General features: G+C 69.2%; 22 protein-coding genes. 18 read left to right on the top strand and 4 right to left on the bottom strand.

The window, feature by feature from the left end; all coding sequences use genetic code 11:
* Positions 1-95: 95 nt before the first annotated feature.
* Both AVS7_RS07990 and AVS7_RS07985 read left to right on the top strand, forming a co-directional pair.
* A complete protein-coding gene (locus AVS7_RS07990) occupies positions 96-701 on the top strand; it encodes a chalcone isomerase family protein (RefSeq protein WP_020227920.1) in 606 nt (201 codons plus the stop codon).
* 90 nt (positions 702-791) lie between these two features.
* Positions 792-2,543, top strand: a complete 1,752-nt coding sequence (locus AVS7_RS07985) for a methyl-accepting chemotaxis protein (RefSeq protein ID WP_020227919.1) — start codon at positions 792-794, stop codon at positions 2,541-2,543.
* Positions 2,544-2,546: 3 nt separating this feature from the next.
* Here AVS7_RS07985 and gph read toward each other — a convergent pair whose 3' ends face one another.
* Complete coding sequence (gene gph, locus AVS7_RS07980) at positions 2,547-3,278, bottom strand: phosphoglycolate phosphatase (RefSeq protein ID WP_020227918.1); 732 nt, start codon at positions 3,276-3,278, stop codon at positions 2,547-2,549.
* Positions 3,279-3,442: 164 nt separating this feature from the next.
* Here gph and AVS7_RS07975 point away from each other — a divergent pair, with 164 nt between their 5' ends.
* The gene (locus AVS7_RS07975; RefSeq protein ID WP_020227917.1) at positions 3,443-3,814 is read left to right on the top strand and encodes a hypothetical protein; all 372 of its coding nucleotides are present in this window, start codon (positions 3,443-3,445) and stop codon (positions 3,812-3,814) included.
* Here AVS7_RS07975 and rpe read toward each other — a convergent pair whose 3' ends face one another.
* Entirely contained in the window at positions 3,815-4,498 is a 684-nt protein-coding gene (gene rpe / locus AVS7_RS07970) for a ribulose-phosphate 3-epimerase (RefSeq protein ID WP_020227916.1), read from the bottom strand. It lies immediately after the preceding gene.
* A gap of 59 nt (positions 4,499-4,557) precedes the next feature.
* On the opposite strand from rpe, the gene apaG reads away from it, so the two are divergent.
* The 5 genes from apaG (at position 4,558) to thiL (ending at position 10,512) form a co-directional block, all read left to right on the top strand.
* The gene (gene apaG / locus AVS7_RS07965; RefSeq protein WP_020227915.1) at positions 4,558-4,965 is read left to right on the top strand and encodes a Co2+/Mg2+ efflux protein ApaG; all 408 of its coding nucleotides are present in this window, start codon (positions 4,558-4,560) and stop codon (positions 4,963-4,965) included.
* Positions 4,962-6,944 carry a site-specific recombinase gene (locus tag AVS7_RS07960; RefSeq protein WP_020227914.1) on the top strand — a complete coding sequence of 661 codons (1,983 nt, stop codon included), beginning with the start codon at positions 4,962-4,964 and terminating at the stop codon, positions 6,942-6,944. The genes apaG and AVS7_RS07960 overlap by 4 nt, the downstream gene beginning before the upstream one ends.
* Positions 6,945-7,121: 177 nt before the next feature.
* Positions 7,122-8,390, top strand: a complete 1,269-nt coding sequence (locus tag AVS7_RS07955; RefSeq protein WP_020227913.1) for a cation:proton antiporter — start codon at positions 7,122-7,124, stop codon at positions 8,388-8,390.
* Entirely contained in the window at positions 8,387-9,511 is a 1,125-nt protein-coding gene (locus AVS7_RS07950; RefSeq protein ID WP_024001155.1) for a YbdK family carboxylate-amine ligase, read from the top strand. The genes AVS7_RS07955 and AVS7_RS07950 overlap by 4 nt, the downstream gene beginning before the upstream one ends.
* A gap of 14 nt (positions 9,512-9,525) precedes the next feature.
* Positions 9,526-10,512 (top strand): thiamine-phosphate kinase, encoded by a 987-nt coding sequence (gene thiL, locus AVS7_RS07945; protein ID WP_020227911.1) that lies wholly within the window; start codon positions 9,526-9,528, stop codon positions 10,510-10,512.
* On the opposite strand, the gene AVS7_RS07940 is transcribed toward thiL, so the two are convergent.
* Positions 10,497-10,925 (bottom strand): hypothetical protein, encoded by a 429-nt coding sequence (locus AVS7_RS07940; protein ID WP_024001154.1) that lies wholly within the window; start codon positions 10,923-10,925, stop codon positions 10,497-10,499. The two genes, thiL and AVS7_RS07940, sit on opposite strands and share 16 nt — an antisense overlap.
* Before the next feature lie 91 nt (positions 10,926-11,016).
* Here AVS7_RS07940 and AVS7_RS07935 point away from each other — a divergent pair, with 91 nt between their 5' ends.
* From AVS7_RS07935 to AVS7_RS07900, 8 genes are all read left to right on the top strand, one after another.
* Entirely contained in the window at positions 11,017-11,502 is a 486-nt protein-coding gene (locus tag AVS7_RS07935) for a type IV pilin protein (protein ID WP_024001153.1), read from the top strand.
* Positions 11,496-12,122, top strand: coding sequence for a GspH/FimT family pseudopilin (locus tag AVS7_RS07930; RefSeq protein WP_024001152.1), 627 nt, complete (start codon positions 11,496-11,498; stop codon positions 12,120-12,122). Before AVS7_RS07935 ends, AVS7_RS07930 begins: the two co-directional genes overlap by 7 nt.
* Positions 12,123-12,144: 22 nt before the next feature.
* Positions 12,145-12,600, top strand: a complete 456-nt coding sequence (locus tag AVS7_RS07925) for a hypothetical protein (RefSeq protein ID WP_020227907.1) — start codon at positions 12,145-12,147, stop codon at positions 12,598-12,600.
* Positions 12,597-13,688: a PilW family protein gene (locus AVS7_RS07920; protein WP_020227906.1), complete on the top strand. Its 1,092-nt coding sequence runs from the start codon at positions 12,597-12,599 to the stop codon at positions 13,686-13,688. Before AVS7_RS07925 ends, AVS7_RS07920 begins: the two co-directional genes overlap by 4 nt.
* The gene (locus tag AVS7_RS07915; RefSeq protein WP_020227905.1) at positions 13,673-14,344 is read left to right on the top strand and encodes a hypothetical protein; all 672 of its coding nucleotides are present in this window, start codon (positions 13,673-13,675) and stop codon (positions 14,342-14,344) included. The genes AVS7_RS07920 and AVS7_RS07915 overlap by 16 nt, the downstream gene beginning before the upstream one ends.
* A 77-nt stretch (positions 14,345-14,421) precedes the next feature.
* On the top strand, positions 14,422-18,078 hold the full coding sequence (locus tag AVS7_RS07910) for a pilus assembly protein (RefSeq protein ID WP_020227904.1): 3,657 nt from the start codon (positions 14,422-14,424) through the stop codon (positions 18,076-18,078).
* A gap of 38 nt (positions 18,079-18,116) precedes the next feature.
* Complete coding sequence (locus AVS7_RS07905) at positions 18,117-19,736, top strand: DUF4139 domain-containing protein (protein WP_020227903.1); 1,620 nt, start codon at positions 18,117-18,119, stop codon at positions 19,734-19,736.
* Entirely contained in the window at positions 19,736-20,254 is a 519-nt protein-coding gene (locus AVS7_RS07900; RefSeq protein ID WP_020227902.1) for a phosphatidylglycerophosphatase A, read from the top strand. Before AVS7_RS07905 ends, AVS7_RS07900 begins: the two co-directional genes overlap by 1 nt.
* A gap of 68 nt (positions 20,255-20,322) precedes the next feature.
* Here the strand turns inward: AVS7_RS07900 and AVS7_RS07895 are convergent, their stop codons facing one another.
* A complete protein-coding gene (locus tag AVS7_RS07895; RefSeq protein ID WP_024001150.1) occupies positions 20,323-21,723 on the bottom strand; it encodes an esterase-like activity of phytase family protein in 1,401 nt (466 codons plus the stop codon).
* A gap of 106 nt (positions 21,724-21,829) precedes the next feature.
* On the opposite strand from AVS7_RS07895, the gene AVS7_RS07890 reads away from it, so the two are divergent.
* A complete protein-coding gene (locus AVS7_RS07890; RefSeq protein WP_020227900.1) occupies positions 21,830-22,357 on the top strand; it encodes a CinA family protein in 528 nt (175 codons plus the stop codon).
* Positions 22,358-22,480: 123 nt separating this feature from the next.
* Positions 22,481-24,358: a patatin-like phospholipase family protein gene (locus AVS7_RS07885; RefSeq protein WP_034690331.1), complete on the top strand. Its 1,878-nt coding sequence runs from the start codon at positions 22,481-22,483 to the stop codon at positions 24,356-24,358.
* The last annotated feature ends 28 nt before the right edge of the window (positions 24,359-24,386 follow it).

Genomic DNA, 24,386 nt, shown 5'->3' with positions numbered 1-24,386 from the left:
CGCTGCTGACCGCGCGAAAACCCTATTGCCCTCGGGCGCCTCCTCCTGCAACATTTAGAAACGAACGATCGTTCTTTTTTAAAAAGGAGTCGCGCATGTCCCTGCACCGCCGCCATGCCCTGCTGCATGGGGCCGCCCTGGCCCTTCCCCTCTTCCTGGCGCTGCCGGCCGCCGGGGCCGAGCCCGTCACCGCGGGCGGCGTGCCGTTCGACCCCACGGCGCAGGTGCAGGGCCGCACCCTGCAGCTCAACGGCGCGGGCGTGCGCTACAAGGCTGTCTTCAAGGTGTACGCTGCCGGCCTCTATCTGGAGAGCAAGGCCGCGACGGCCGCCGAGGTGCAGGCCCTGCGCGGCCCCAAGCGCATCAGCGTGACCATGCTGCGCGACATCGACTCCACCGAGCTGGGCAGGCTGTTCTCCCGCGGCATGGAGGACAACATGGACAAGGCTGCCTTCTCCAAGCTGATCCCCGGCGTGCTGCGCATGAGCCAGATCTTCTCGGACCACAAGAAGCTGCTGACCGGCGAGGTCTTCACCGTGGACTGGCTGCCGGGCACGGGCACGGTGGTCACCGTGAAGGGCGTCCCGCAGGGCGAGCCCTTCAAGGAGCCGGAATTCTTCAACGCCCTGCTGGGCATCTGGCTCGGCCCGCAGCCGGCCGACTGGAAGCTCAAGGAAGCCCTGCTCGGCAAGCCCTCCTGAGGCCCCGGGATTCACCGGAGGCGCACGCCCCCTCTTCGTTGCGGCTGGAATTCTCCGCATACACTTCTTGCAAACAACGAAGGGGCTCCCATGCATCTCAGCAATCTCAAGGTCGGCACCCGGCTTGGCCTGGCTTTCGGACTGGTGCTCTGCATCACGGTGGTCATCGCCGCCATCGGCGTATGGCGGCTGCACGACCTCTCGCGTGTCACCGAGCAGTTGACCAGCACCGACAACGAGCGCCTGCAAGCCGCCGTGGAATGGCGCCAGACCATCGACCTGAACTGGATCCGCACGCGCGCCGCCTTGCTGGACTCGGACACCAACCGCCTCGCCGCCTGGCAGGCCGAGATGGACAAGACCTCCGAGACCACCGTCGCCGCGCGCAAGGTGGTCGAGCGCCTGGTGCAATCCGACGAAGGCCGCAAGATGCTGGCCGACATCGACAAGGCGCGCGAGGCCTACCGCACGCCCCGCGCCAACATCCTCAAGCGCAAGGCCGCGGGCGAAGACGTGTCGGCCCTGCTGGACAGCCAGCTCAAGCCCCTGGCAGACGCCTACAGCCAGACCATCCTGGCGCTGGAGCAGCGCCAGCGCAAGCTGTACGAAGACGCCCGCACCGAAGCGGCCGCCACGGCCGCGCAAAGCCGCATCATCCTGATCGCGGGCACGGTGGTGGCCCTGCTCATCGGCATCGGCGCGGCCATCCTGCTGAGCCGCTCGGTCACCGGGCCGCTGCAGCTGGCGGTGCACCGCGCGGGCCAGATCGCCGAAGGCGACCTGACCCAGCCCATCGAGAGCCAGGGCCGCGACGAAGCCGCGGAGCTGCTCAACGCCCTGCGCAACATGCAGAACAACCTGGTGCGCGTGGTGGGCGGCGTGCGCGGCAATGCCGAGAACGTGGCCTCCGCCAGCGCCGAGATTGCCCAGGGCAACCACGACCTGTCGGCCCGCACCGAAAGCCAGGCCAGCGCCCTGGAAGAGACCGCAGCCTCCATGGAGCAGCTGGGCGCCACCGTGCGCCAGAACGCCGACAACGCCCGCCAGGCCAACCAGCTCGCCATGAGCGCTAGCACCGTCGCCGTGCAGGGCGGCGAGGTGGTCAGCCAGGTGGTGGACACCATGCGCGGCATCAACGATTCCAGCCGCAAGATCGCCGACATCATCGGCGTGATCGACGGTATCGCGTTCCAGACCAACATCCTGGCGCTCAACGCCGCCGTGGAAGCGGCGCGCGCGGGCGAGCAGGGCCGGGGCTTCGCGGTGGTGGCCGGCGAGGTGCGCAGCCTGGCGCAGCGCAGTGCGGAAGCCGCCAAGGAGATCAAGCAGCTGATCACGGCCAGCGTGGAGCGCGTGGAGCAGGGCTCGCAGCTGGTGGACAAGGCGGGCACGACCATGACCGAGGTGGTCAACTCCATTCGCCGCGTGACGGACATCATGGGCGAGATCAGCGCGGCCAGCAGCGAGCAGAGCAGCGGCGTGGCCCAGGTGGGCGAGGCCATCACGCAGATGGACCAGGCCACGCAGCAGAACGCGGCGCTGGTGGAGGAAATGGCCGCGGCCGCCGGCAGCCTCAGGAGCCAGGCCACCCGCCTGGTGGACGCCGTGGCCGTGTTCCGCCTGGCCCAGGGCGCAGCCAGCACCGCGGCAGCCGCGGCACCTGCGCCCGCCGTGGCGCGTGCCGCACCGGCGCCCCGCGCTGCGGCCCCGGCCGCCAAGCCCGTGGTGGCCCGCAGCAAGGCTCCCGCCCCTGCCGCGCCCGCTGCCCTGTCCGCCCCACCTGCGGCCGCCAAGCCCGCGGCGGCCGGCCCGGGGACCGATGACGACTGGGAAACCTTCTAACCGTCAGGACGCGGGCGCGAGTTCGGTCAGCGCGTCCACGTAGCCATCGGCATCGACTCCCCGCACCGGCTGGCCATGGTTGTAGCCATAGGTCACCAGCACCACGGGACAGCCGGCGGCGCGCGCGGCCTGGGCATCGTTGCTGGAGTCGCCCACCATCAGCGTGCGGGCGGGCGCCGTCCCCAGCGCCTCGCAGGTCTTGCGCAGGGGCAGCGGGTCGGGCTTCTTGCGCTCGAACGCGTCGCCGCCGAACACATGGTCGAAGAAGCCGTCCAGCCCCTTGGCGCGCAGCAGGGGCCGCGCGAAGTCGGTCGGCTTGTTGGTCAGGCAGGCCAGGCGCAGGCCGGCCGCGCGCAGCGCCTGCAGGCCCTCGGCCACGCCCGGGTAGGCCTGGGCGTATTGGCCGTTGATGGCCAGGTAGTGGTGCTGGTAGCGCTCCCAGGCGCGGGGATAGAGCGCCTCCGCCTTTGCTTCAATTTCGATAGCTGGCAGCGCTTGACTGCCCTGCGCCAGCACGTGTTTCAGCACCGAACGCAGCAGGTGCTCCGAGCCCTTGCCCACCATGCGCTCGATCAGCGCGGGGGCGATGCCCGGCAGTCCCAGATCCTGCAGCATGCGGCCCAGCGCCTGCGCGAAGTCCCCCAGCGTGTCCACCATCGTGCCGTCCAGGTCCACGATCGCCGCGTCCACGCGCGCCAGCAGCGCGGCCGGCGCAGTGTGTTGTTCCGTTCCCATCGAATAGTCGCCTTTCGTGCCGCCCCGGGGCACGCGGCGCGCAGTGTACTGGCGGCGCTGCCGGGGTGTGCGCCACGTCCGACAGGGCGCGGGGCAGCGCGCGGACAGACGCCCCCACCCCTGCGCCCTAAGCTGGAATGCAACCAGACCCAGGAGGTAACACCATGGCCCTTTCCCGTTTCACTGCCCTCGCTCCCGCCGCGCTGCTGCTGTGCGCCGCCGCCCAGGCCGCCCCCGACAGCAATGCGCGCAGCCGCTACTCCGAAGAGCGCGCCGCCTGCGCGAGCGTGCCTGCCGAAAGCCGCGCCGCCTGCGTGCGCGAAGCCGGAGCCGCCCAGCAGGCCGCACGCGCCGGCCAGCTCACGAGCGACAGCGGCGCCTACGAACGCAACGCCATGGCGCGCTGTGAAGTGTTCAAGACGCCGGGCGACCGCTCGGACTGCGAGGCCCGCATCCGCAGCGGCTCCACCGTGTCGGGCTCGGTGGAAGGCGGCGGCGTGCTGCGCGAGGCCGAAACCCTCGTGACCCCGCGCTGATCAGCCCAGCTGCGCCCGCATGCCGTCGATGACGGCACGGTAGTCCGGCTTGCCGAAGATGGCGCTGCCCGCCACGAAGGTGTCGGCGCCCGCATCCGCCACGCGGCGGATGTTCTCCGTCTTGATGCCGCCGTCCACCTCCAGGCGGATGTCCTTGCCGCAGGCGTCGATGCGCTTGCGCGCCGCCTCGATCTTGCGCAGCGCCGAATCGATGAAGCCCTGGCCGCCGAAGCCGGGGTTCACGCTCATGATGAGGATGAGGTCGATGTCCTCGATCACCCAGTCCAGCACGTCCAGCGGCGCCCCCGGGTTGAAGGTGAGGCCTGCCTTGCAGCCGTGCGCCTTGATGTTCTGGATGCTGCGGTGCACGTGCGACGACGCGTCGGGGTGGAAGCTGATGTAGTCCGCGCCCGCCTTGGCGAATGCCGTGGCCAGGTCGTCCACGGGCTGCACCATCAGGTGCACGTCGATGGGCACGGCCTGGCCGGCGGGCGTGACGGCGTGGGGCTTGAGGGCCTGGCAGATCATGGGACCGAACGTGAGGTTGGGCACGTAGTGGTTGTCCATCACGTCGAAATGGATCCAGTCTGCGCCGCTGGCGATGACGTTGCGCACCTCCTCGCCCAGGCGGGCGAAGTCGGCGGACAGGATGGAGGGGGCGATGCGGTAGGTGGGGCTGCTCATGCGCCCGATTGTCGCAGCAGCGCCCTGCCCGCCCCCGGCTTCATCGTTACCATTGCGCGATGCCCAAATACCAGTTCCAGGCCGAGGTGCGGCCCCAGTTCCTGCCCGACCAGTCGGACCCGGAAGCGGGGGTGTACAGCTTCGCCTACACCATCACCATCACGAACGTGGGCGAAGCCACGGCCCAGCTCATCGCGCGCCACTGGATCATCTGCGACGCCCATGGGCACGTGGAGGAGGTCAAGGGCCTGGGCGTCGTGGGCCAGCAGCCGCTGCTGCGGCCGGGCGAAGCCTTCCAGTACACCAGCGGCTGCCGCCTGCGCACCGCCAGCGGCAGCATGCACGGCAGCTATTTCTGCGTGGCCGAGGACGGCGAACAGTTCACCTGCCCGATCGGCATGTTCGTGCTGGAGGCCATGGGGCCGCACACGCCCCAGCAGCCGCACGGCGGCAGGGTGCTGCATTGAAGCGCGGCGGCCCGGACCTGGCGCAGCTGCTCGCCGCCGTCGATCCCGCGGCGCCCTTGGCGCAGCGGCATCTGCAGCTCATCGCCCTGCTGGACTGGGTGCGCGGCGACGGCCGGAGCGTCGAGGGCGCAGCCGGCCACGTGGCGCTGCTGGTGGAGGCGGCGGAGCGCTCCGCCGAGACGCGGGCCCGCCTGCAGGCCTGGTGGGCCGTGCTCGCCAGCACGGTGGACATCACCACGCTGCTGGCCGACTTCGGCTTCGCCCAGCGCACCGCGATGACCAGCGAGCTGATGGAGCGGCTGCGCTACAAGCTGCTGCCCGCCAGCCCCGACACGCTCGATGCCTCCGAGTTGTTCATGCTGGCCCTTCCCGATGAATTCGACGCCCACTGGCTGGCCGCGCTGGACGAGCCCCTGCTGGACCGCCTGCTCGCCGTGCTGGCGCCGCCGCAGGAGCCCGGCGGCGCCACGCTGTGGCAGCACGCGCTGGTGGACGCCATCACCTATTGCGCGGGCCAGATCCTGTCCACCGGCTTCGCGCCCGAACTGCGCCTGCGCATGAGCGACGCCGCGCGCGAGGAGCAGCCCTTCCACGCGCTGATCCGCGACGTGGAGAGCCTGCGCGTGGAGGTGTTGCACCCGCTGCGCACGCAGGACCGGCTGCAGGAAAGCGTGCAGCGCCTGCGCGAGCGCCTGGACGCCTGCCGCGGGGCCGTCAACACCGTCTATACGCACTTCGAGGACAACGGCATCTCCGTGGGCCTGGTGTTCCGCCTGCGCCAGTTGCGCGAGCGCATCCTGCGCGTGCGCGAGCTGCTCGAATGCCTGCTGTCGCCGCGCCCCGCCGTGGCTGCCGCCCGGCTCATGGCGCGCCTGGTGAACGTGGGGCGCGACCGGCGCAGCCTGCGCGCGCTGGTCGCCTCCAACTCCTCCATGCTGGCCGCCAAGGTGGCCGAGCGCAGCGCCGAGACGGGCGAGCACTACATCACCCGCACGGGCGGCGAATACCTCGCCATGGTGCGCAAGGCCGCGGGCGGCGGCGTGGTGATGGCCTTCACCACCATGGCCAAGTTCGGCCTCTACGCGCTGGCACTGTCCGCCTTCTGGGGAGGGCTGCTGGCGGGCGTGAACTACGCGCTGAGCTTCGTGCTCATCCAGCTGCTGCACTTCACCGTGGCCACCAAGCAGCCGGCCATGACCGCGCCCGCCATGGCCGCCAAGCTCAAGGACCTGGGGGACGACCGCAGCGTAGAGGCCTTCGTGGACGAGGTCACGCACCTCGTGCGCTCGCAGGTCGCGGCAGTGCTGGGCAACGTGCTGCTGGTGTTTCCCGCCGCACTGGGCCTGGCGCTGCTGTTCGCCCAGGCCTTCGACCGCCCGGCCATCAGCGCGGGGCAGGCCGAGCACGTGTTCGAGTCGCTGCACCTGCTCGGCCCCTCGCTGTTCTTTGCGGCGTTCACGGGCGTGCTGCTGTTCGCATCGAGCATCTTCGCGGGCTGGACGGAAAACTGGTTCGTGCTGCGCCGGCTGGACTCCGCCATCGAATACAACCCGCGCATCACCCGCCTGCTGGGCACGCGCCGCGCCGCGCGCTGGGCGCACTTCCTGCGCAAGAACATCTCGGGCCTGGCGGCCAACATCTCGCTGGGCTTCATGCTCGGGCTCACACCGGCCATCGCTGGCTTCTTCGGCCTGGGGCTGGACGTGCGCCACGTCACCCTGTCCACGGGCCAGATGGGCGTGGCCTCCGCCACGCTGGGCTGGGATGCGGTGCACCAGAGCGCGTTCTGGTGGGCCGCGGCCATGATCCCTTTCAACGGCGCGCTCAACGTCATCGTGAGCTTCTACCTCGCCTTCCGCCTCGCCCTGCGCGCCCACAACGTGGGCAGCGTGGACCGAGCGCGCATCTACCGCGCGCTGCGCGCGCGCTTGCGCCACGCCCCTCTGGGCTTTTTCCTGCCCCCGCGCCGCGCCGTCTGATAAGGTGCGCCCATGCGCTGCCTGCCGTCCTACACGGGGCGCGCAGCACCTGCAGATACATTCGGTAAAAAAACCGCACGCCCGCAGGCGCGGCCCCGGCGCCCTGGCGCCCTGGCGCCCGCCGCGGCCTGCGCACCCAGCGGGCCTGGCCCGCGCGAGATACAGGACACCCGGTACATGAACGAACTGATGAGCTTTTGGGCGCAGTGGCTGCGCCCATCGGCCGGACTGCCCACCGTGCAATGGGCCCTGCTGCTGGCCGCCGCCACCGTGGCCGGCTACCTGGTGCAGCGCTACAGCGGCCTGCCCAAGGTGGTGGGCTACACCCTGGTGGGCACCATCGTCGGCCTGCTCGGCTTTTCCGGGGCCGTGTGGCCCCTGCAGGGCATCGGCCTGTACCTGGTGGAGCTGGGCGTGGCCGTGGTGCTGTTCGAGGCGGGCGGGCGCATCCCGCTGCGCTGGTTCCGCCACAACCCCATGGTGCTGGTGCAAAGCATCGCCGAATCCGCGTTCACCTATTTCGCCGTGTACTGGGTCATGCTCTGGCTGGACGTGCCGCCGCGCGCCGCCGGCCCGCTGGCGCTGGTGGCCATGGCCGCCTCGCCCGCCGTGCTCACCCGCGTGGTGGCCGACACCCGCGCCGCCGGCCCGGTGACGGACCGCGCCATCGTGCTGGCCACGCTGTCGTCGCTGTACGCGCTCACGCTGGGCAGCGCGCACGCCGAGCTGATCAACCGCCCCGCCGCCGACTGGGCCGGCAAGGTCTATCCCGTACTGGTGGTGCTGGGCGTGTCCATCGCCGTGGGCGCGCTGCTGTCGCTGGCGATGCGCCTGGCGCTGCGCGTGATGAGCCCCACGAGCGAGAACACCTCCATTCTGCTGCTCGTGCTCATCGCCGCGGGCACCGCCATCACCGCGCACATGGGCGGCTCCGCGCCGCTGGCCGCGCTGCTCGGCGGCATGCTGCTCAAGCAACTGCACCCGCGCCCGTGGGCCTGGCCGCGGCAGTTCGGCACGGCCTCGTCGCTGCTGACCATGCTGATGTTCGTGCTCGTCTCCACCGTGGCCGCGCAGGCCGACTGGACCGCCCCCGTGGCCGGTGCCGTGCTGGCGCTCATCGTCGTGCGCCTGCTGGCCAAGGCCGTGGGCGTGGGCGTGGGCAACGTGGGCAGCGGCGCGAGCTGGCGCCAGGCCCTGTGGGTGAGCTGCGCGATGACGCCCATGTCTGCCATCGCGCTGCTCGTCGCCTCGCAGTTCGTCATGGCGTCGGCCTCCACCGGCCACCTGATTGCACGCATCGCCCTGCCGGCCATCCTGCTCATGGAAGTGCTGGGCGCCGTGATCGCCACCGTGGCCATCTACCGCGCGGGCGAGAGTTCCAAGCCCTGGGCGCCCCTCACCGGCCTGGCCGGCCGCGCCGCCCATCCGGAGAAAGAGCAGCCGTGAGCCTTGAAGCCTTCCAACATTCCGAACCACTGACTCTCGGCGTGGAGCTGGAGCTGCAGCTCGTCAGCACGCACGACTACGACCTCGCGCCCTACGCCGAGGACATGCTGCGCCTCATGCACAAGACGCCACTGCCCGGCAGCGTGGTGCCCGAGATGACCAACAGCATGATCGAGGTCTCCACCGGCGTGTGCCACAGCAGCAGCGAGGTGCTGGGCCAGCTCACGCAGATCCGCGACGCGCTGGTCAAGAGCGCCGACAAGCTCAACATCGCCGTGGTCGGCGGCGGCACGCACCCGTTCCAGCAGTGGCACGAGCGGCGCATCTACGACAAGCCGCGCTTCCAGGAACTGTCGCAGCTCTACGGCTACCTCTCCAAGCAGTTCACCATCTTCGGCCAGCACGTGCACATCGGCTGCCCCGACGCCGACGCCGCCCTGCTCATGCTGCACCGCATGAGCCGCTACATCCCGCACTTCATCGCGCTGTCGGCCTCCAGCCCCTACGTGCAGGGGCAGGACACGCAGTTCGACTCCGCGCGGCTCAACTCGGTGTTCGCCTTTCCCCTGTCGGGCCGCGCGCCCTGCGTGCTCACCTGGGACGAGTTCGAGCAGTACTTCGACAAGATGACCCACACCGGCGTCGTCAAGAGCATGAAGGACTTCTACTGGGACATCCGCCCCAAGCCCGAGTTCGGCACCATCGAGATCCGCGTGTTCGACACGCCGCTCACCGTCGAGCGCGCCGCTGCGCTGGCCGGCTACGTGCAGTCGCTGGCCGCGTGGTTCCTGGCCGAGCAGCCCTTCATGCCCTGCGAAGACGACTACCTCGTCTACACCTACAACCGCTTCCAGGCCTGCCGCTTCGGCATGGACGCGGTCTACGTGGACCCGGCCACCGGCGGCCACATGCCGCTGCGCGACCACATCCTGCAGACCATCGACCACGTCGCGCGCCACGCGGGCGCGCACGGCGCATCGGGCGCGCTGCACATGCTGCGCGGCGAAACGGCCGCCGGCCAGAACGACGCGCGCTGGCTGCGCGAGCGCCAGCGCGAAGAGCAGCTGCTCGCCGAAATCAGCCGCCAGGCCGCCCTGCGCTTTCGCGGGCAGCCCGCCTGAAGCGGCGTGTGCCGATGGGTGAGTTCGACCTCATCGCGCGCTACTTCACGCGCCCCGCGCGCGCCGATGGCGCCGTGGCGCTGGGCGTGGGCGACGACTGCGCCCTGCTCGCCCCGCGCCCCGGCATGCAGCTGGCCATCTCCAGCGACATGCTGGTCGAAGGCCGGCATTTCTTCGCCGACGTGGACCCGCTCACCCTCGGCCACAAGGCGCTGGCCGTCAACCTGAGCGACCTCGCCGCCAGCGGCGCGCGGCCGCTGGCGTTCACGCTGGCGCTGGCCCTGCCGCGCGTCCACGAACCCTGGCTCCAGCGCTTCTCCGAAGGCCTGCTGCGCTTGGCCGACGCGCACGGCTGCGAGCTGATCGGCGGCGACACCACGCAAGGCCCGCTCAACATCTGCATCACCGTCTTCGGCGAAGTGCCCGCCGGCCAGGCCCTGCTGCGCAGCGGCGCGCGCGCAGGCGACGACATCTGGGTCAGCGGCACGCTGGGCGATGCGCGACTGGCGCTGGAAGCGCTGCAAGGGCGCATCGGCCTGCCCGCCGGCACGCTGGCCGCCGCGCGCGCGCGGCTAGAAACACCCACGCCGCGCGTGGCCCTGGGCCAGGCCCTGCGCGGCATCGCCACCAGCGCGCTGGACCTGAGCGACGGCCTGCTGGGCGACCTGGGCCACATCCTGCGCGCCTCGGGCGTGGGTGCCGACATCGATGCGGACGAAACATCGAAATTGATAGCTGCTCGCGCTTTATTCACGGGCGCTACAGCCCGTTTTGATGTGGAACTTCTACGCCAGTGCACGCTGGCGGGCGGCGACGACTACGAACTCGCCTTCACCGCCCCGCCCGCGCTGCGCGAAGCCGTGGCCTGTGCCGCCGCCACGGCAGCCACGCCAGTGGCGCGCATCGGGCGCATCAGCGCCGAGCCGGGGCTGCGCCTCGCCGATGCGCAGGGCCGCCCGCTGGCCGGGCGCTACGCCTCTTTCGATCACTTCGGTGGCTGATCGCGCTGTGCCGCGATCGCTATCGCGGCCACGACCTCCTGCACCGTCTTGCGGCGCGCGGGCGTCAGGGTCAGGTACTGCGCCAGCATTTCCCGGTCCTGCAGATTGAGCCGCCGCTCCAGCGGACTCGGCTCCCGTGCCATCACCGCAGCCCCAGGACTGGGACCGAAGCGCAACTCGTCGGGGGCTACCTGCAGCCACTCGCTCAAGGTGCGGACCTTGTCCTGCATAGGGATAGCCACGCCTGCCAGCCAAGCCCGCGCGGTATGCGGCGTGATGCTCTTGCCCCAATAACGCGTGTTGAACTCGTTCGCCACCACCGTAGGGGACGGTCGTACACCTGCATCTTCCAACGCCTGCTTCAACCGCACAGAAAAGGCCTTTGCCTCCTCCGCATGAACACCTTTTGCCATGGCGGCGACGGTAGGGGAGGCCTTGCAGCGCTTCTTAAATTTCGTTTACATTGCGTAAAAGTCATTTACTTCGCACCGCCAACCGCTTCCCATGACCTACGCACACCCGGCCCGGGCAAGGCGCTCTCCGGGCTACTCCGGCCGAATGGCCAGTTGCGGCTTCACGCTCATCGAGGTGATGATCGTCGTGGCCATCGTGGCGATCCTGGCCTCCGTGGCGCTGCCCTCCTACCAGGACTACATCCGGCGCGGGCAGTTGCAGGAGGGCTTCTCGCAGATGTCCGCCTTCCAGCTCAAGATCGAGCAGCATTACCAGGACAACCGCAGCTACAAAGACACCAGCGCTGACACCTGCCCCGCCGCGCTGCTGGCCAGCCTCACCAGCAAATACTTCACCTTCTCCTGCGCCAAGGGAGCCGACTGGCAGAGCTACACCCTCACGGCCACCGGCCAGGGCAACACCGCCGGCTACGACTACACCATCGACCAGGCGAACGCGCGCAAGACCACCAAGTTCAAGGGCACTGTCCAAAGCCCTGCCCTCACCTGCTGGGCCGAGCGCTCGGCCGCGTGCTGAGACCGGGGCGCGCCATGGTGCAACGCGGCCATGCATACGGTTTCTCGCTGCTGGAGCTGATGGTGGTGCTCACCCTCGTCGGCATCCTGGCGCTGCTGGCCACACCCAGCATGGCCGAGTGGATGAAGAACCAGCGCATCCGCGGCACGGCCGAGGCTCTGTTGAACGGTCTGCAGACGGCGCGCGAGGAAGCCATCCGCCGCAACCGGCCCGCCAGCTTCTGGCTGGTGAGCAATCTCACCAGCGGCTGCGCGCTCTCCAACACCAGCGGATCCTGGGTGGTCAGCCTCAACTCGCCCGCAGGCCAGTGCGACAGCGCACCATCGGCCACGGCCGCCCCGCTGCTGGTCACCTCCTATGCCGTCCAGGGCAGCCTGGACGTGAAGGCACTCGACAAGGACGGCAGCGCCGCCAGCGAAGCGCGTTTCGACGGCTACGGCCGCCTGGCGGGGACCGCCCCCATCGCCCGCATCGAAGTCCGCGACCCGGCCGACGCCGACAAGGCCAGCGCCGCCACCCATGCCTACCGCAGCCTGCGCGTGCAGATCCTGGGCACGGGCGTCATCCGCCTGTGCGACCCCCGCATCAGCGACGCAAACGACACGCGCCGCTGCACGTAAGTCCCCCTCCGGAGCCCTTCCCATGCCCGACCGCCCCCGCCGCACCCTCCGCCGCGCGCCTCGCCGCGCAGGCGGCTTCGTGCTGCTCGAAGCCCTGGTCGCCATCCTGCTGTTCGTCCTGGGCGTCATGGGCATCCTGGGCCTGCAGGCCAGCATGACCCGCTCGCAGACCGAAAGCAGCCTGCGCTCCGAAGCGGCCTACCTCGCCCAGGAACTGATCGGCCTGATGTGGGCCGACATTCCCAACCTCACGGGATTCGCCATCGCCAGCGGCAGCTGCACCGCCACCTCCTGCCAGCGCTGGCTGGAAAAGGCCAAGACCGCCCTGCCCAGTGGCAGCGCCACCGTCGCCATCGCGGCACTCGCCGACGGTTCCACCGGCAGCGACGTGGACATCACCGTCACCTGGACCATGCCCGGCGGCGAGGCGCGCAGGTACATGACCCGCTCCACCATCGCCCTGAGCCACACGCCATGACACCCCCTTGTCCCACAGCCCGCGCCCAGCGCGGCATCTCCCTGCTGGAGCTGCTGGTGGGCATCGTCGTCAGCATGTTCACCGTGCTGGCCATCACGCAGGTGTTCCTCGAATCCGAGCGGCAGCGGCGCATCCCCGCCACGGGGGCCGACGCGCAGGTCAACGGCATCCTGGCGCTCGACGCCATCCAGCGCGACGTGCGCCAGGCGGGCTACGGGTTGGGCGGCGGCCCCTGGGTGGGCAACTGCACCACGGGCGTTTCGAGCGAGGCGCAGGCCGTCGGCCTGTCCGGCCTGCCTCTCGCGCCCGTCACCATCGCAGCAGGCAGCGGCACCGCACCTTCGGACAGCATCGACATTCTCTCCAGCGGCAAGGTGGACGCCGCCCTGCAAATCAAGCTGGAGGAAGACCGCGCCAACGGCAACGGCGCATTCATCGTGCCCTCCACCGTAGGGATCGAAGCCAACGACTGGCTCATCATCGCCACGTCTCCCGCAGGCACCACCTGCCATGCGTTCCAGGCGCTCTCGCTGACCTCCGCCGCGCCCTGGAGCATCACCCCCACCGGCAGCGTGCCCGCCTACGCCGCAGGCAGCCTGCTGACCAACCTGGGCGCCGCGCCCATCCGGCGTCGCTGGAGCGTGTCGGACACCTTCCACCTGCGCATCACCAACCTGGCCGCCAGCGGCACGCCCGCGCCCGTCGCCGCCGACGACGCCTACCCCGAGGTCGTGCTGCTGCGCGCCTTCTATGCCAAGGACACCGACGCCGACGGCGCCGTGGACACCTACGACACCACTACCCCCGCCGACCGCGCCGCCTGGAACCAGGTCATCGGCGTGCGCCTGGCCCTGGTCGTGCGCAGCCCGCAATGGAACCAGGAAGAAATCACCCCCAGCGCCCCGGTCTGGAACCTGGGCAGCGCCGCCACCGTGGCGGGCAGCGCCGCCTGCGCCGGCGACGCCAGCAGCAAGTGCATCACCCTCGGCCTCACCCACACCGCCACCGGCGACGAGTGGAAGCACTACCGCTACCGCATGTACGACTCCCTGATCCCGCTGAGGAACCTGCTATGGAACGCCGGCTGACGCCCCCCGGCCGCCAGCGCGGCATGGCCATGATCATCGCCTTGCTGGTGCTCGTCGCCATGTCGCTCGGCGCCGTGGCGCTGGTGCGCTCGGTGAACACCGGCGCGCAGATCGCGGGCAACCTGAGCTTCCGCCAGGACGCCACCGCCAACGCCGACCGCGTGGCGCAGGAAGCCATCGCCATGCTCTACGGCAAGCTGACGGTGGACCCCGACAGTCTCAACAACGACCAGGCCGGCGACGGCTACTACGCCAGCCAGCCCGGCAAGCTCGATCCCACCGGCAACGCCCGGGCGGGCGACAACACCCGCGCCCTGATCGCGTGGGACGGCGGCTACTGCGCCACCTACCCCAGCGGCGGCCATGCCAGCTGCGACCACACGCCCAAGGCCAGCGCGGCGGAGCTGACGGCGGGCAACAGCGCCGCGTTCATCGTGTTCCGCATGTGCGCGGCGGCGGGCTCGGTGGACGTGTCCACCACCCGCTGCGCCACCACGGCCGCGTCGGTCTCCAACACCTGCCAGGGCGCCATCAACTACGAGAACGAAGGCAAGTGCCCCTCGGGCGCGGGCGTTACGCCGTACTACCGCGTGCTGGTGCGCACCCTGGGGCCGCGCAACACCGCGAGCTATACCGAAACCATCGTGCACTTCTAGCATCAAAACCGGCTCCAGCGCTTTCTGGTCAAGCGCGAGCAGCTATCTTTTTTGAGAACAACGGCCGGAGGCCCGCCATGACCGCACACCGCCCCACCCGCCTGCTGGCCGCCTTGGCCGTGGCGGCCACCCCTTTCGCCCAGGCGGCAAAGACAGACATTGCCGACGAGCCGCTGATCACGCAGGCGGAATTCAAACCCAAGCCGAATCTGCTGGTGGTCCTGGATGACTCGGGCAGTATGCGAAACGCCCACATGCCAGACGAATTGGAATCTGGCTCTTGGTGGGTTCCAAGATACAACTGGCTTGGCTTTTACGCCTCCCAATGCAATGGCGTGGCCTATGACCCCAACTACACCTACACCCCGCCGCTGAAAGCCGATGGCACTTCTTATCCGGCTGCAAGGTTCGACGCGGCATATCCAGATGGCTTCATTCCAGGCGACTGGCATGGCGGCGATGTCACCAACAAGACCATCAACCTCGCGGAAAAATCATGGCTGAAGAAAAGCGACAGCCAATGGGAAATCTATCTCAGGGATGCGCAGCCCACGATTCCCATTGCGGTCAAACTGCCTGCGCAAGGACAAAATGCCACGTCCTTCTCCATCTCCAGCAACAGCACCAGCGGCGTGCTGGTAGGCGTGAACAGTTTCCCGCCTAACACCAAAGTGGTGCTCGAAGCCAAATACGACCATAAAGTCGGATCGACCACCTATAAAAACAAAACCCTTGCCATTACAGGTACGGTCGATACGTGGGTTTACGCTGCCGCAACGAAAGAAGGCACGCTCCAACTCAAGGACATCACGAGCAAAAGCGACAATGGCAATGGCACCGGCATCATCAATGGCACCGTCACCAAAATTGACTGGACCATCAAACCCACCGGCCAGCACTACTACACCTATGCGGGCAAGCAACCCCGGCTGACATGGAAGTACGAGAGCGATGGCAAACTGATCAAGAACGATTTCAGCAACGAATGCAAGATCGACATTACCAAGAGAGAGTGGTCTGGGAACGCCGTCTTTGAACTCCATCTCATCACGGACAAATCCTCAGCAGCAGCAAAGCAGAATTACGCCAATTGGGCCTCCTATTACCGGACACGCCAGTTGCTGATGCGCACGGCCCTGGGAAATGCATTCGATCCGCTGGATGCGAATTACCGCGTGGGCTTGATGACCCTCAACAGGCAAGGCCCCAGCGGGGCAACAGACCACATCATCTACGAGCCGGTCAAAGATTTCGACAGCACCCAGAAAATCGCTTTCTATCGTGCCCTTCATACTGCCGGCCTTCCGGGGGGAACTCCTTTGCGCAGAGCATTGAGCGACGCGGGGAAATACTATGCCCGAAGATTCACCGATACAGCCAAGAACCAGAAGAACGATCCGATGCAATATGCCTGCCAGCGCAATTTCGCGCTCCTGACCACCGACGGCTATTGGAATGGAGCCAGTGGCAAGAGCCTGGAGAACGCCGACATTGCAGAATTGGCCAGTGTTGCAGATCATTACTACCAAAGCGATCTGCGCACGGATGATCCGAACACTTGCACCAGTTGGGACACCGGCAAGGACGTATGCACCAATATCCTTTCCCCCGTCGGTAAGGATGATGCCAAGCACCAGCACCTGACCACTTTCTCCATCGGCATGGGGGTCTCGGGCAGCGTGCCGCTGACGAATGACGAGGAGGTCATCAAAAACATCGCCTGGCCCACGCCCGAGGCTGACAAACCCACCGCAGTGGACGACCTCTGGCACGCCGCGATCAAGGGCCGGGGCCAGTATTACTCGGCGCAGAATGCCGAACAATTGACCACGGCCATCCAGAGCATCGTCACGGCGATCCAGGACGTGACCGGCGCCGGCTCGGCCACGGCCACCAGCACGCTCGATCTGGTACAGGGCGACGGCAACATCGCCTTCGAGGCCAGCTACACCACGGGCGCGTGGTATGGCGACCTGCTGGCGCGCGAGCTGGATTCGCGCACGGCCGAGGTGAAGCCGGGCGACCCGCAGTGGTCGGCCCGCGAGAGGCTGGATGCCAAGAGCGCAGCCAGCCGCAAGATCTACTTCAAGAACGGCTCGGCACTCGGGGAGTTCACCTGGGGCAACCTGCCCTCGGCGCTGCAGGCGCATTTCAAGGACTTGTGCGCCAGCCCCGCCAAGCTGACCCAGTGCGCCACCCTGAGCACGACGCACCAGACCACGGTGAACGGCGGTGCCGAGCTGGTCAGCTACCTGCGCGGAGACCGCACCAAGGAAGCCAAGTCCACCAACACCACGGCGCCGCTGTTCCGCGAACGCAAATCCGTGCTGGGCGACATCATCAACAGCAAGCCCATCCACGTGGGCAAGCCGCCGTTCGATTACGCCGACGCCGGCTATGCCACGTTCAAGACCAGTCATCTCACCCGCAAGAAAGTGGTCTACGTGGGCGCCAACGACGGCATGCTGCACGCGCTGGACGCAGCCACGGGCGAGGAGCTGTGGGCCTACATTCCCACCGCGGTGATGCCTAACCTGCACAAGCTGGCCGACGTGAAGTACGGCAGCAACACCAGCCAGCCGCACACCTACTTCGTGGACGGCAAGACGGTGCAGGGCGATGTGAAGATCGGCGGCGCTTGGAAGACGATCCTGGTCGGCGGGCTGAACAAGGGCGGCCGGGCCTACTACGCGCTGGACATCACCGACCCGGAGAATCCCCAGGCGCTGTGGGAATTCGCCCATGACGACAGCACCGTCCATAACAACCTGGGCCTGACATACAGCGACCCGGTCATCAGCAAGCTGGACGACGGCACCTGGACGGTGGCCTTCGGCTCGGGCTACAACAACGTCTCGCCGGGCGATGGCAAGGGCCGCCTGTTCGTGGTGAACGCCGCCACGGGCGCCATCCTGCGCAACATCGCCACCACCGCGGGCGGCACCACCACACCAAGCGGCCTGTCCAAAATCAACGTGTGGGTGAAAGCCCTGAACGACAACACGGCGCAGCGCTTCTACGCGGGCGACCTGCTGGGCAACGTGTGGCGCTTCGACGTGGATGACAAGGTGCTGCCCCACAAGGCCGCGATGCAGTTGGCACAGATGCAGGACGCCAGCGGCACCCCGCAGCCCATCACCACCGAACCCAAGCTGCGCGAGTACGACAAGCAGCCCGTGATCGTGGTAGCCACGGGGCGCTACCTGGGGCGCGACGACATCGACGACACGCAGGTGCAGTCGGTTGCAGCCATCCGCGACCCGCTGACGGCCACGGGCTGGGGCGCGGTGCGCACCAACACCGCCAAGTTCAAGAAGGTGACCATCACCAAGAGCGGCACCACCGCCAGCGGCGCGGCGGTGACGGTGGACTGGGCCACGGACGGCGGCTGGTGGGCGGACTTCCCCACCGCGGGCGAACGTGTGGCCATGCCCATGGAATGGGACGGCGCGCGGCTGCTGGCAGCCACCACCCTGCCCAGCGGCGACCAGTGCAAGTCGGGCGGCGCGTCGTGGCTGTATTCGTTCGGCCTGGCGGGCGGCAAGACCGACGCCGAGCAGTTCAGCGAGGACACGCTGATCGTCGGTTTCAGCGTGGTGACCAACGACGAGGGCCAGCCCAAGATCCTCGTGCGCACCAGCGGCAACGAGACCCAGGTGAAGGACGGCACGGGCCTGGGCGGCGGCACGACGATCAAGCGCGCGCGGCGGGTGTCGTGGAGAGAGCTGCCGTAGCCGCTTCGCGGCGGGGCGTGCCTGCTAGCATCCCCCGCATGCCCGCATTCCCCTCCCCGCTCCAGGCCGGCGGCCTTGCCGCCCTGCTGTTCCTCCCGGCGTTCGCGCACGCCCAGGCCGACGCCCCTTCGCGCATCACCAGCGTCAAGCTTTACCCCGGCAGCGCCACTGTGGAGCGCACGGCGCGCGTGCCCGCGGGCAGCCGCAGCGTCACCTTCCGCTGCCTGCCGCAGGGGCTGGACGCGCGCAGCCTGCAGGTGGCGGCGGATGCGCCCGTGCGCGTGGGCGACATCGGCGTGCAGGTGCAGGAGCGCGCCCTGGCCGGCGGCTGCGCCAGCCCGCTCGACGAGCGCGTGCGCGCCGCGCAGGACCAACTGGCCGCCGCGCAGGCCGAAACGGATGCGCTGGAACTCGCGCACACCTACCTCAAGACCGTGGCCGGCACGGCGCCCACCACGCAGACCAGCGGGCCGGGCACGCCGGGCGCGGGCAACATCAGCGTGACCACCGATGCCCTGCGCCGCTCCGCCCAGGACACGCTCATGCGCCTGCACCAGGCCAAGCGCCGCCAGGAGGCGCTGGAGCTGGACGTGCGCGCCCTGACGGCCGAGCGCGACCGCATCGCCGGCCCGCGCGCGCGCGTGGCGACCGTCACCGTCGCGCTGGCGGCCGAGCGCGAGGGCGACGTCCGCCTGGCCTACCAGGTGCGCGGCCCGAGCTGGTCGCCCAGCTACCGCGCCACACTGGACAGCAGCGCCGCCACCGTGCGCCTGGAGCGCCTGGCGCTGGTGGCGCAGAGCACGGGCGAGGACTGGAGCGGCGTGCCGCTCGTGCTCTCCACGGGCCAGCCGCTGGGCCAGACGCAAGGCAGCCTGCCGCGCCCCTGGACGGTGGACGTGCAGCCCGAGCCGCCCGCCAGGCCCGTCGCCATCGGCATGGCCGCCGCGCCCGCCCCCGCGCCTACGGCGCTGGGCCGCGCCGCGGAGGTGGCGCAGGAGGCGCAGCCCACGTTCGACGTGGCCATCGCCGATGGCGCCTACGCCACCGAATTCACCGTGCCCCAGCGCATCACCGTGCCCTCGGGCGGCCAGCGCGTCACGCTGTCGCTGGGCGCGCAGACGGTGCACGCGCAGTTGTTCACGCGCACCGCGCCGGCCGTGGAGCCGGCCGCCTACCTGGTGGCGCAGCTGCCCGCGCTGGAGGGCGTGTGGCCGGCCGGCCCGGTGGCGCTGCAGCGCGACGGCGCGTCGGTGGGCCAGGGGCAGTTCGACCCTGCCAGCGCCGCGATGGCGCGCACGGGCTTGTCGTTCGGGCGCGACGAGCGCATCACCGTCACCGCCGAGCCCGTGCGCGAGCACACGGGCAGCAGCGGGCTGACGGGTGCGCGCACCGAGCGCCAGCTCTCCCGCAGCTACCGCGTGGAGAACCGCCACGCCCGCCCCGTGGCGCTGCAGGTGCTGGACGCGGCGCCGGTGTCGCAGAACGAACAGATCACCGTGGAATCGCACTACGAGCCCGCCCCGCAGGACACGGCCTGGAACGGCCAGCCGGGCAGCATCCTCTGGAGCCAGGAACTGGGCGCAGGCGCCACGGCGCGCTTCACCGCGGCCCACACGCTGCGCTACGCCAAGGAGCTGCGCATCCGGGAGCGGCGCTGATGCCCGCCACCCTGCCTGCGCCGCACGTGCTGCGCCGCTTCCTGCTCACGCACCCCGCGCACTTCATCGCCCTGGGCTGCGGCAGCGGCCTGTCGCGCGTGGCGCCGGGCACCGTGGGCACGCTGTGGGGCTGGCTGGCGTTCCTGGTGCTGCAGCTGTGGCTCACGCCGCTGGGCATGGGCCTGGTCATCGCACTCTCGCTGCCGCTGGGCTGGTGGGCCTGCACGGTGGCGGCGCGGCACATGGGCGTGGCCGACCCCGGCCACATCGTGTGGGACGAGATCGTCGCCATCTGGATCGTGCTGTGGCTGGCCATGCCCATGGGCTTCTGGGGCCAGCTCGCCGCGTTCGGCCTGTTCCGCTATTTCGACGCTGCCAAGCCCGGCCCCGTGGCCTGGGCCGACCGGCTGTTCAAGGGCTTCGGCTGGCGCGGCGGGCTGGGCATCATGCTGGACGACCTGGTGGCGGCGTTCTGCACGCTGCTGGTCATCGCGCTGTGGCGGCACGTCCTGGGATGAGTGGCCGCAAAACTATCAAAAAGAGAGCTTCCAGCGCTTGATGGACAAGCGCTGGATGCCAATTTTCCTCAGAAAATCGGGGCGATGGGCTTGACCACGTAGAGCATGTTGCTCTCGACCTTGCCGTCGTACAGGTACTTCTGCTTGACGCCGCCCTTCCCGTCGGGGGCGATCATGAAGTCCGCGTCGTTGAGAATGCCCAGGCGGTTGGCGTCGATCACCCACAGGCCTTCCATCTTGTCGTGCGGGTACTTCTGCGAGGCAATGCCGTCGTAGGCCAGCGTCTTCGCGGCGGGCTGGATGCCCAGCGCGGCCAGGCGGGCCCAGCCCGCGGCGAAGTTGCCCTCCGCGCCTCCCTCCTTGACCACCAGTTCCAGTGTCTTACCGTCCACCAGCAGCCCGTTGGCCGCGCTGGCCGTGAACGCCGCCTGGCCTGCGCGCAGCGCGGTGTGGGACACGTCGATGTTGGTGGCGCGGCTCAGGTCGACCTTGTAGACGTTCTTGCGGATGGTGCCGGTATCGATGCCGTAGAACTTGGTATCGCGCTCGATCACCAGGAAGCTCGTGGCGCTCAGGGCCACGATTTCGGAATTGGCCAGGCCCGCCGCGTCCTGTTTGTACAGGTACTGCGCGACGGCCCCGGTGCCGATGTTCACCGTGACGATGCGCGTCAGGTTGATGCTGCCCACGGCGCTGGTGGGGTTGTGCAGGTTGGACTGCATGATGCCCACCAGCGTCGTGCCGTCGGGCGTGATCGTCAGCCCCTCCATGCCCCGGTTGGGCCAGCGCGTGGACAGCTCGGCGGGCAGCACGCGGCCGGCCTTGTTGCGCGGATCGGCGGCGAACGGGTTGATGCGTTCGATCTCCTTGCCCGTGGCGTCGAAGTGCACGATGTGCGGGCCGTATTCGTCGCTGATCCAGAACGTACCGTCCTTGAGCGCCACCAGACCCTCCGAGTCGAGCCCGCTCTCGTCGAAGCCCTCGATGCCGTCGCCGTCGGGGTCCAGCGAGACGACGCTGCCGTCCAGGTTGTAGGGCGTTTCGCCCGTGCCGCCGAAGCGCTTGTTGGGCAGGCCGGTGATGGGGCGACCCTTGGGGTCCTTGAGAAGGATGGTCTCCACCAGTTCGGGCTTGCCCTCGCCGGTGAGCCTGAACAGCCCGATGCGCGGCGTGTAGTCGGGCGTGAGGAAAATGATGCCCGAGGGCGTGCGTCCCGCCTCGGTGGCCGCATTCGGGCCGCGGTCGCTCAATCCGTAGAAATAGCCCTCGCGGGTGGGATGCGGTGCCATGGCGGAGCCATAGCTGCCGTTGCGGATCTCCGTCTTCTCCGTGTTGTCCACCCGGCCCATCAGCGCATAGGGAAGGGCCGCCCCGGTGGCGCCGGGGAACTGGAAGCCGTCGTCGCCGGAGCCGCCGCAGGCGGTCAGGCTCACGGTGAGAGCCAAGACAAAGGGTGCAGAAAGTTTCATGGTGATGGAACGGATAGAAAGGCAACATAGAGGATATGAACCGGACGTGACAACACCATGAAACACGCGCGCGCCCTTGTCCACCCAACTGCCCACGGAGCTCCCGATGACACTCCCTGATTCGCTATATAAAAATGAGCTGCCTGCGCTTTCCGCACAAGCGCTGGAGGCCGATCTGGCTTATATCTCCACCACGCTGCCCGCACGCGGCTGGATGCTGGCCACGGCCGAGAGCTGCACCGGCGGCATGATCGCCGCCGCCTGCACCGACCTGGCCGGCTCCAGCGCGTGGTTCGAGCGCGGCTTCGTCACCTATTCCAACGCCGCCAAGGCCGAGCTGCTGGGCGTGCCCGCCGCGCTGATCGACACGCACGGCGCGGTGAGCGAGCCCGTGGCCCGCGCCATGGCCGAAGGCGCCGTGGCGCACAGCGCCGCGCAGGTGGCCGTGGCGGTCACCGGTATTGCCGGGCCCACGGGGGGCAGCGTGGACAAGCCGGTGGGGACGGTGTGGTTCGGCTGGCAGGTGGGAGGGCGCACGCACAGCGAGGCGCGCTGCTTCGATGGGGACCGTGCTGCCGTGCGTGCGGCGACGGTGTGCCATGCGCTGGGACGGCTGCGGGAGTTGCTGGGCTAGCCGGAAGACGGGCACACCAAAGCACCCCGCGGGTGCATTTCTTCACAAAGCCCGTCGCCGCCACCATTGCCAGCCCCGCCCGCCATCGCCAGAATGCGCGGCTTCGCCCCCAGCCCCCGCGCCATGTCCGCCACATCCCACCACGCCCACCAGAGCGAACTGCTCACCGAACACCTGCGCACCTTCCTGCCCGGCATCGAGCCCGAGGCGCTGGAGCTGCTGTGCAGCCACCTGGAGTGGGTGGAGGTGCCCGGCGGCGGCACGCTGATCAGCCAGGGCGAGCCCGGCGAGTCCATGTACATCGCCGTCAGCGGGCGGCTGCGCGCCTACGTGCGCGATGCCGATGGCCAGCAGCGCCGCGTGGCCGACATGGGGCGCGGGCAGATCATCGGCGAGATCAGCCTGTTCACCGGCGCGCCGCGCGCCGCCACGGTAGTGGCCGTGCGCGACTCGGTGCTGGTGCGGCTGACCAAGGACATGTTCAAGCACCTGCTGGCGCGCAGCGCGCAGGTGTCCATCGCGCTCACGCGCCAGATCATCGAGCGGCTGCAGGCCAGCCCCGCGCCGATGGAGCGCCCCGTGGCGCTGGGCCTGCTGCCCATCAGCGCGGGCGTGGACCTGCGCGGCTTCGGCGACGCGCTGGCGCGCCAGCTCGCGGCCATCGGGAGCGTGCGCGTGGTGGATTCGGCCACCGTGGACGCCGAGCTGCAGGCGCCCGGCATCTCGCACCGCGAGGGCGGCGACGCCACGGCCAACCGGCGCATCGCCATGCTGCTCGACGAGATCGAGGCGCGCCACGACTTCGTGCTGCTGCTGGCCGACCCCGACCCCACGCCGTGGACGCACCGAGTGAGCCGCCACTGCGACGAACTGCTGCTGCTGGCCGACGGCCAGGCCGAGCCGGCGCTGCACCCCATCGAGGAGCAGTGCCTGATGCGCCGCAGCCCGCTGACCGAGGCGGCAGAGATCCTGGTGCTGCTGCACCCGTCCGGCCTGCAGTGCCCGCAGGGCACGCACGCCTGGCTGGCGCGCCGGCCGGTGGCCGACCACGTGCACATCCGCCCCGCGCTGGAGCGCGACATGGCGCGGCTGGCGCGCATCCAGAGCCGCACCGCCGTGGGCCTGGTGCTGGCCGGCGGCGGCGCGCGCGGCTTCGCCCACCTGGGCGTGTACCGGGCGCTGCGCGAGCGCGGGGTGGAGATCGACTGCGTGGGCGGCACCAGCATCGGCTCGGTGATGGCGGCCTACGTGGCCTCGGACCAGCCCCTGGAAGACGTGATGGCGAACGCGCGCGACGCCTTCCGCACCAACCCCACGGGCGACTGGAGCCTGCTGCCGCTGCTCTCGCTCATCAAGGGCGAGCGGCTGCGCCGCATCCTGCACGGCGCGGTGGACCGGCTGGTGGGCTTTCCCGCGCAGGTGGAAGACCTGTGGAAGAACTACTACTGCGTGGCCACCAACTACTCCAAGGCCAGCGAGCACGTGGTGCGGCGCGGCAGCCTGGTGAAGTCGCTGCTGGCCAGCATCTCCATTCCCGGCGCGCTGCCGCCCGTGCTGCACGAGGGCGACCTGCTGTGCGACGGCGGCACGTTCAACAACTTTCCCGTGGACGTGATGCGCGGCATGCGCGGCGTGGGCACGGTGATCGGCGTGGACCTGAACTTCCGCAAGCCCCGGCGCATCGACCTGGAGGAGGTGCCCACGCACTGGGCGCTGCTGCGCGACCGCCTGCGCCCGCGCGGGCGGCGGCGCTACAAGCTGCCCTCGCTGGCCAGCTACCTGATGCAGGTGACCATCCTCTACAGCATGTCGCGCCAGCGCCAGTCGCGCCAGCTCACGGACCTGTACTTCAACCCGCCGCTGGACCGCGTGGGCATGCTCGAATGGAACCGCTTCGAGCAGATCGTGCAGCAGGGCTACGCGCACGGCACCGAGGTGCTGGCGCAGTGGGAGGGGCAGCCTCCGCTACCGAAAAAAGAGCTGGCTGCGCTTATCCAGTAAGCGCTGGAGGCAAATTCGGTGCTGAACC

The organism is Acidovorax sp. MR-S7 (assembly GCF_000400995.2).
In the GTDB taxonomy this organism is placed as follows: Bacteria; Pseudomonadota; Gammaproteobacteria; order Burkholderiales; family Burkholderiaceae_C; genus MR-S7.
This window is presented reverse-complemented; position numbering and strand designations above follow the sequence as displayed.

What these genes read in the sequence shown, in the direction of transcription:
- gph (WP_020227918.1), bottom strand. Translation starts at nt 3,278, where the DNA reads ATGGGAACGGAACAACACACTGCGCCGGCCGCGCTGCTGGCGCGCGTG.
- apaG (WP_020227915.1), top strand. Translation starts at nt 4,558, where the DNA reads ATGCCCAAATACCAGTTCCAGGCCGAGGTGCGGCCCCAGTTCCTGCCC.
- AVS7_RS07885 (WP_034690331.1), top strand. Translation starts at nt 22,481, where the DNA reads ATGTCCGCCACATCCCACCACGCCCACCAGAGCGAACTGCTCACCGAA.
- thiL (WP_020227911.1), top strand. Translation starts at nt 9,526, where the DNA reads ATGGGTGAGTTCGACCTCATCGCGCGCTACTTCACGCGCCCCGCGCGC.
- AVS7_RS07910 (WP_020227904.1), top strand. Translation starts at nt 14,422, where the DNA reads ATGACCGCACACCGCCCCACCCGCCTGCTGGCCGCCTTGGCCGTGGCG.
- rpe (WP_020227916.1), bottom strand. Translation starts at nt 4,498, where the DNA reads ATGAGCAGCCCCACCTACCGCATCGCCCCCTCCATCCTGTCCGCCGAC.
- AVS7_RS07955 (WP_020227913.1), top strand. Translation starts at nt 7,122, where the DNA reads ATGAACGAACTGATGAGCTTTTGGGCGCAGTGGCTGCGCCCATCGGCC.
- AVS7_RS07990 (WP_020227920.1), top strand. Translation starts at nt 96, where the DNA reads ATGTCCCTGCACCGCCGCCATGCCCTGCTGCATGGGGCCGCCCTGGCC.
- AVS7_RS07915 (WP_020227905.1), top strand. Translation starts at nt 13,673, where the DNA reads ATGGAACGCCGGCTGACGCCCCCCGGCCGCCAGCGCGGCATGGCCATG.
- AVS7_RS07900 (WP_020227902.1), top strand. Translation starts at nt 19,736, where the DNA reads ATGCCCGCCACCCTGCCTGCGCCGCACGTGCTGCGCCGCTTCCTGCTC.
- AVS7_RS07935 (WP_024001153.1), top strand. Translation starts at nt 11,017, where the DNA reads ATGACCTACGCACACCCGGCCCGGGCAAGGCGCTCTCCGGGCTACTCC.
- AVS7_RS07925 (WP_020227907.1), top strand. Translation starts at nt 12,145, where the DNA reads ATGCCCGACCGCCCCCGCCGCACCCTCCGCCGCGCGCCTCGCCGCGCA.
- AVS7_RS07985 (WP_020227919.1), top strand. Translation starts at nt 792, where the DNA reads ATGCATCTCAGCAATCTCAAGGTCGGCACCCGGCTTGGCCTGGCTTTC.
- AVS7_RS07975 (WP_020227917.1), top strand. Translation starts at nt 3,443, where the DNA reads ATGGCCCTTTCCCGTTTCACTGCCCTCGCTCCCGCCGCGCTGCTGCTG.
- AVS7_RS07920 (WP_020227906.1), top strand. Translation starts at nt 12,597, where the DNA reads ATGACACCCCCTTGTCCCACAGCCCGCGCCCAGCGCGGCATCTCCCTG.
- AVS7_RS07905 (WP_020227903.1), top strand. Translation starts at nt 18,117, where the DNA reads ATGCCCGCATTCCCCTCCCCGCTCCAGGCCGGCGGCCTTGCCGCCCTG.
- AVS7_RS07890 (WP_020227900.1), top strand. Translation starts at nt 21,830, where the DNA reads ATGACACTCCCTGATTCGCTATATAAAAATGAGCTGCCTGCGCTTTCC.
- AVS7_RS07940 (WP_024001154.1), bottom strand. Translation starts at nt 10,925, where the DNA reads ATGGCAAAAGGTGTTCATGCGGAGGAGGCAAAGGCCTTTTCTGTGCGG.
- AVS7_RS07895 (WP_024001150.1), bottom strand. Translation starts at nt 21,723, where the DNA reads ATGAAACTTTCTGCACCCTTTGTCTTGGCTCTCACCGTGAGCCTGACC.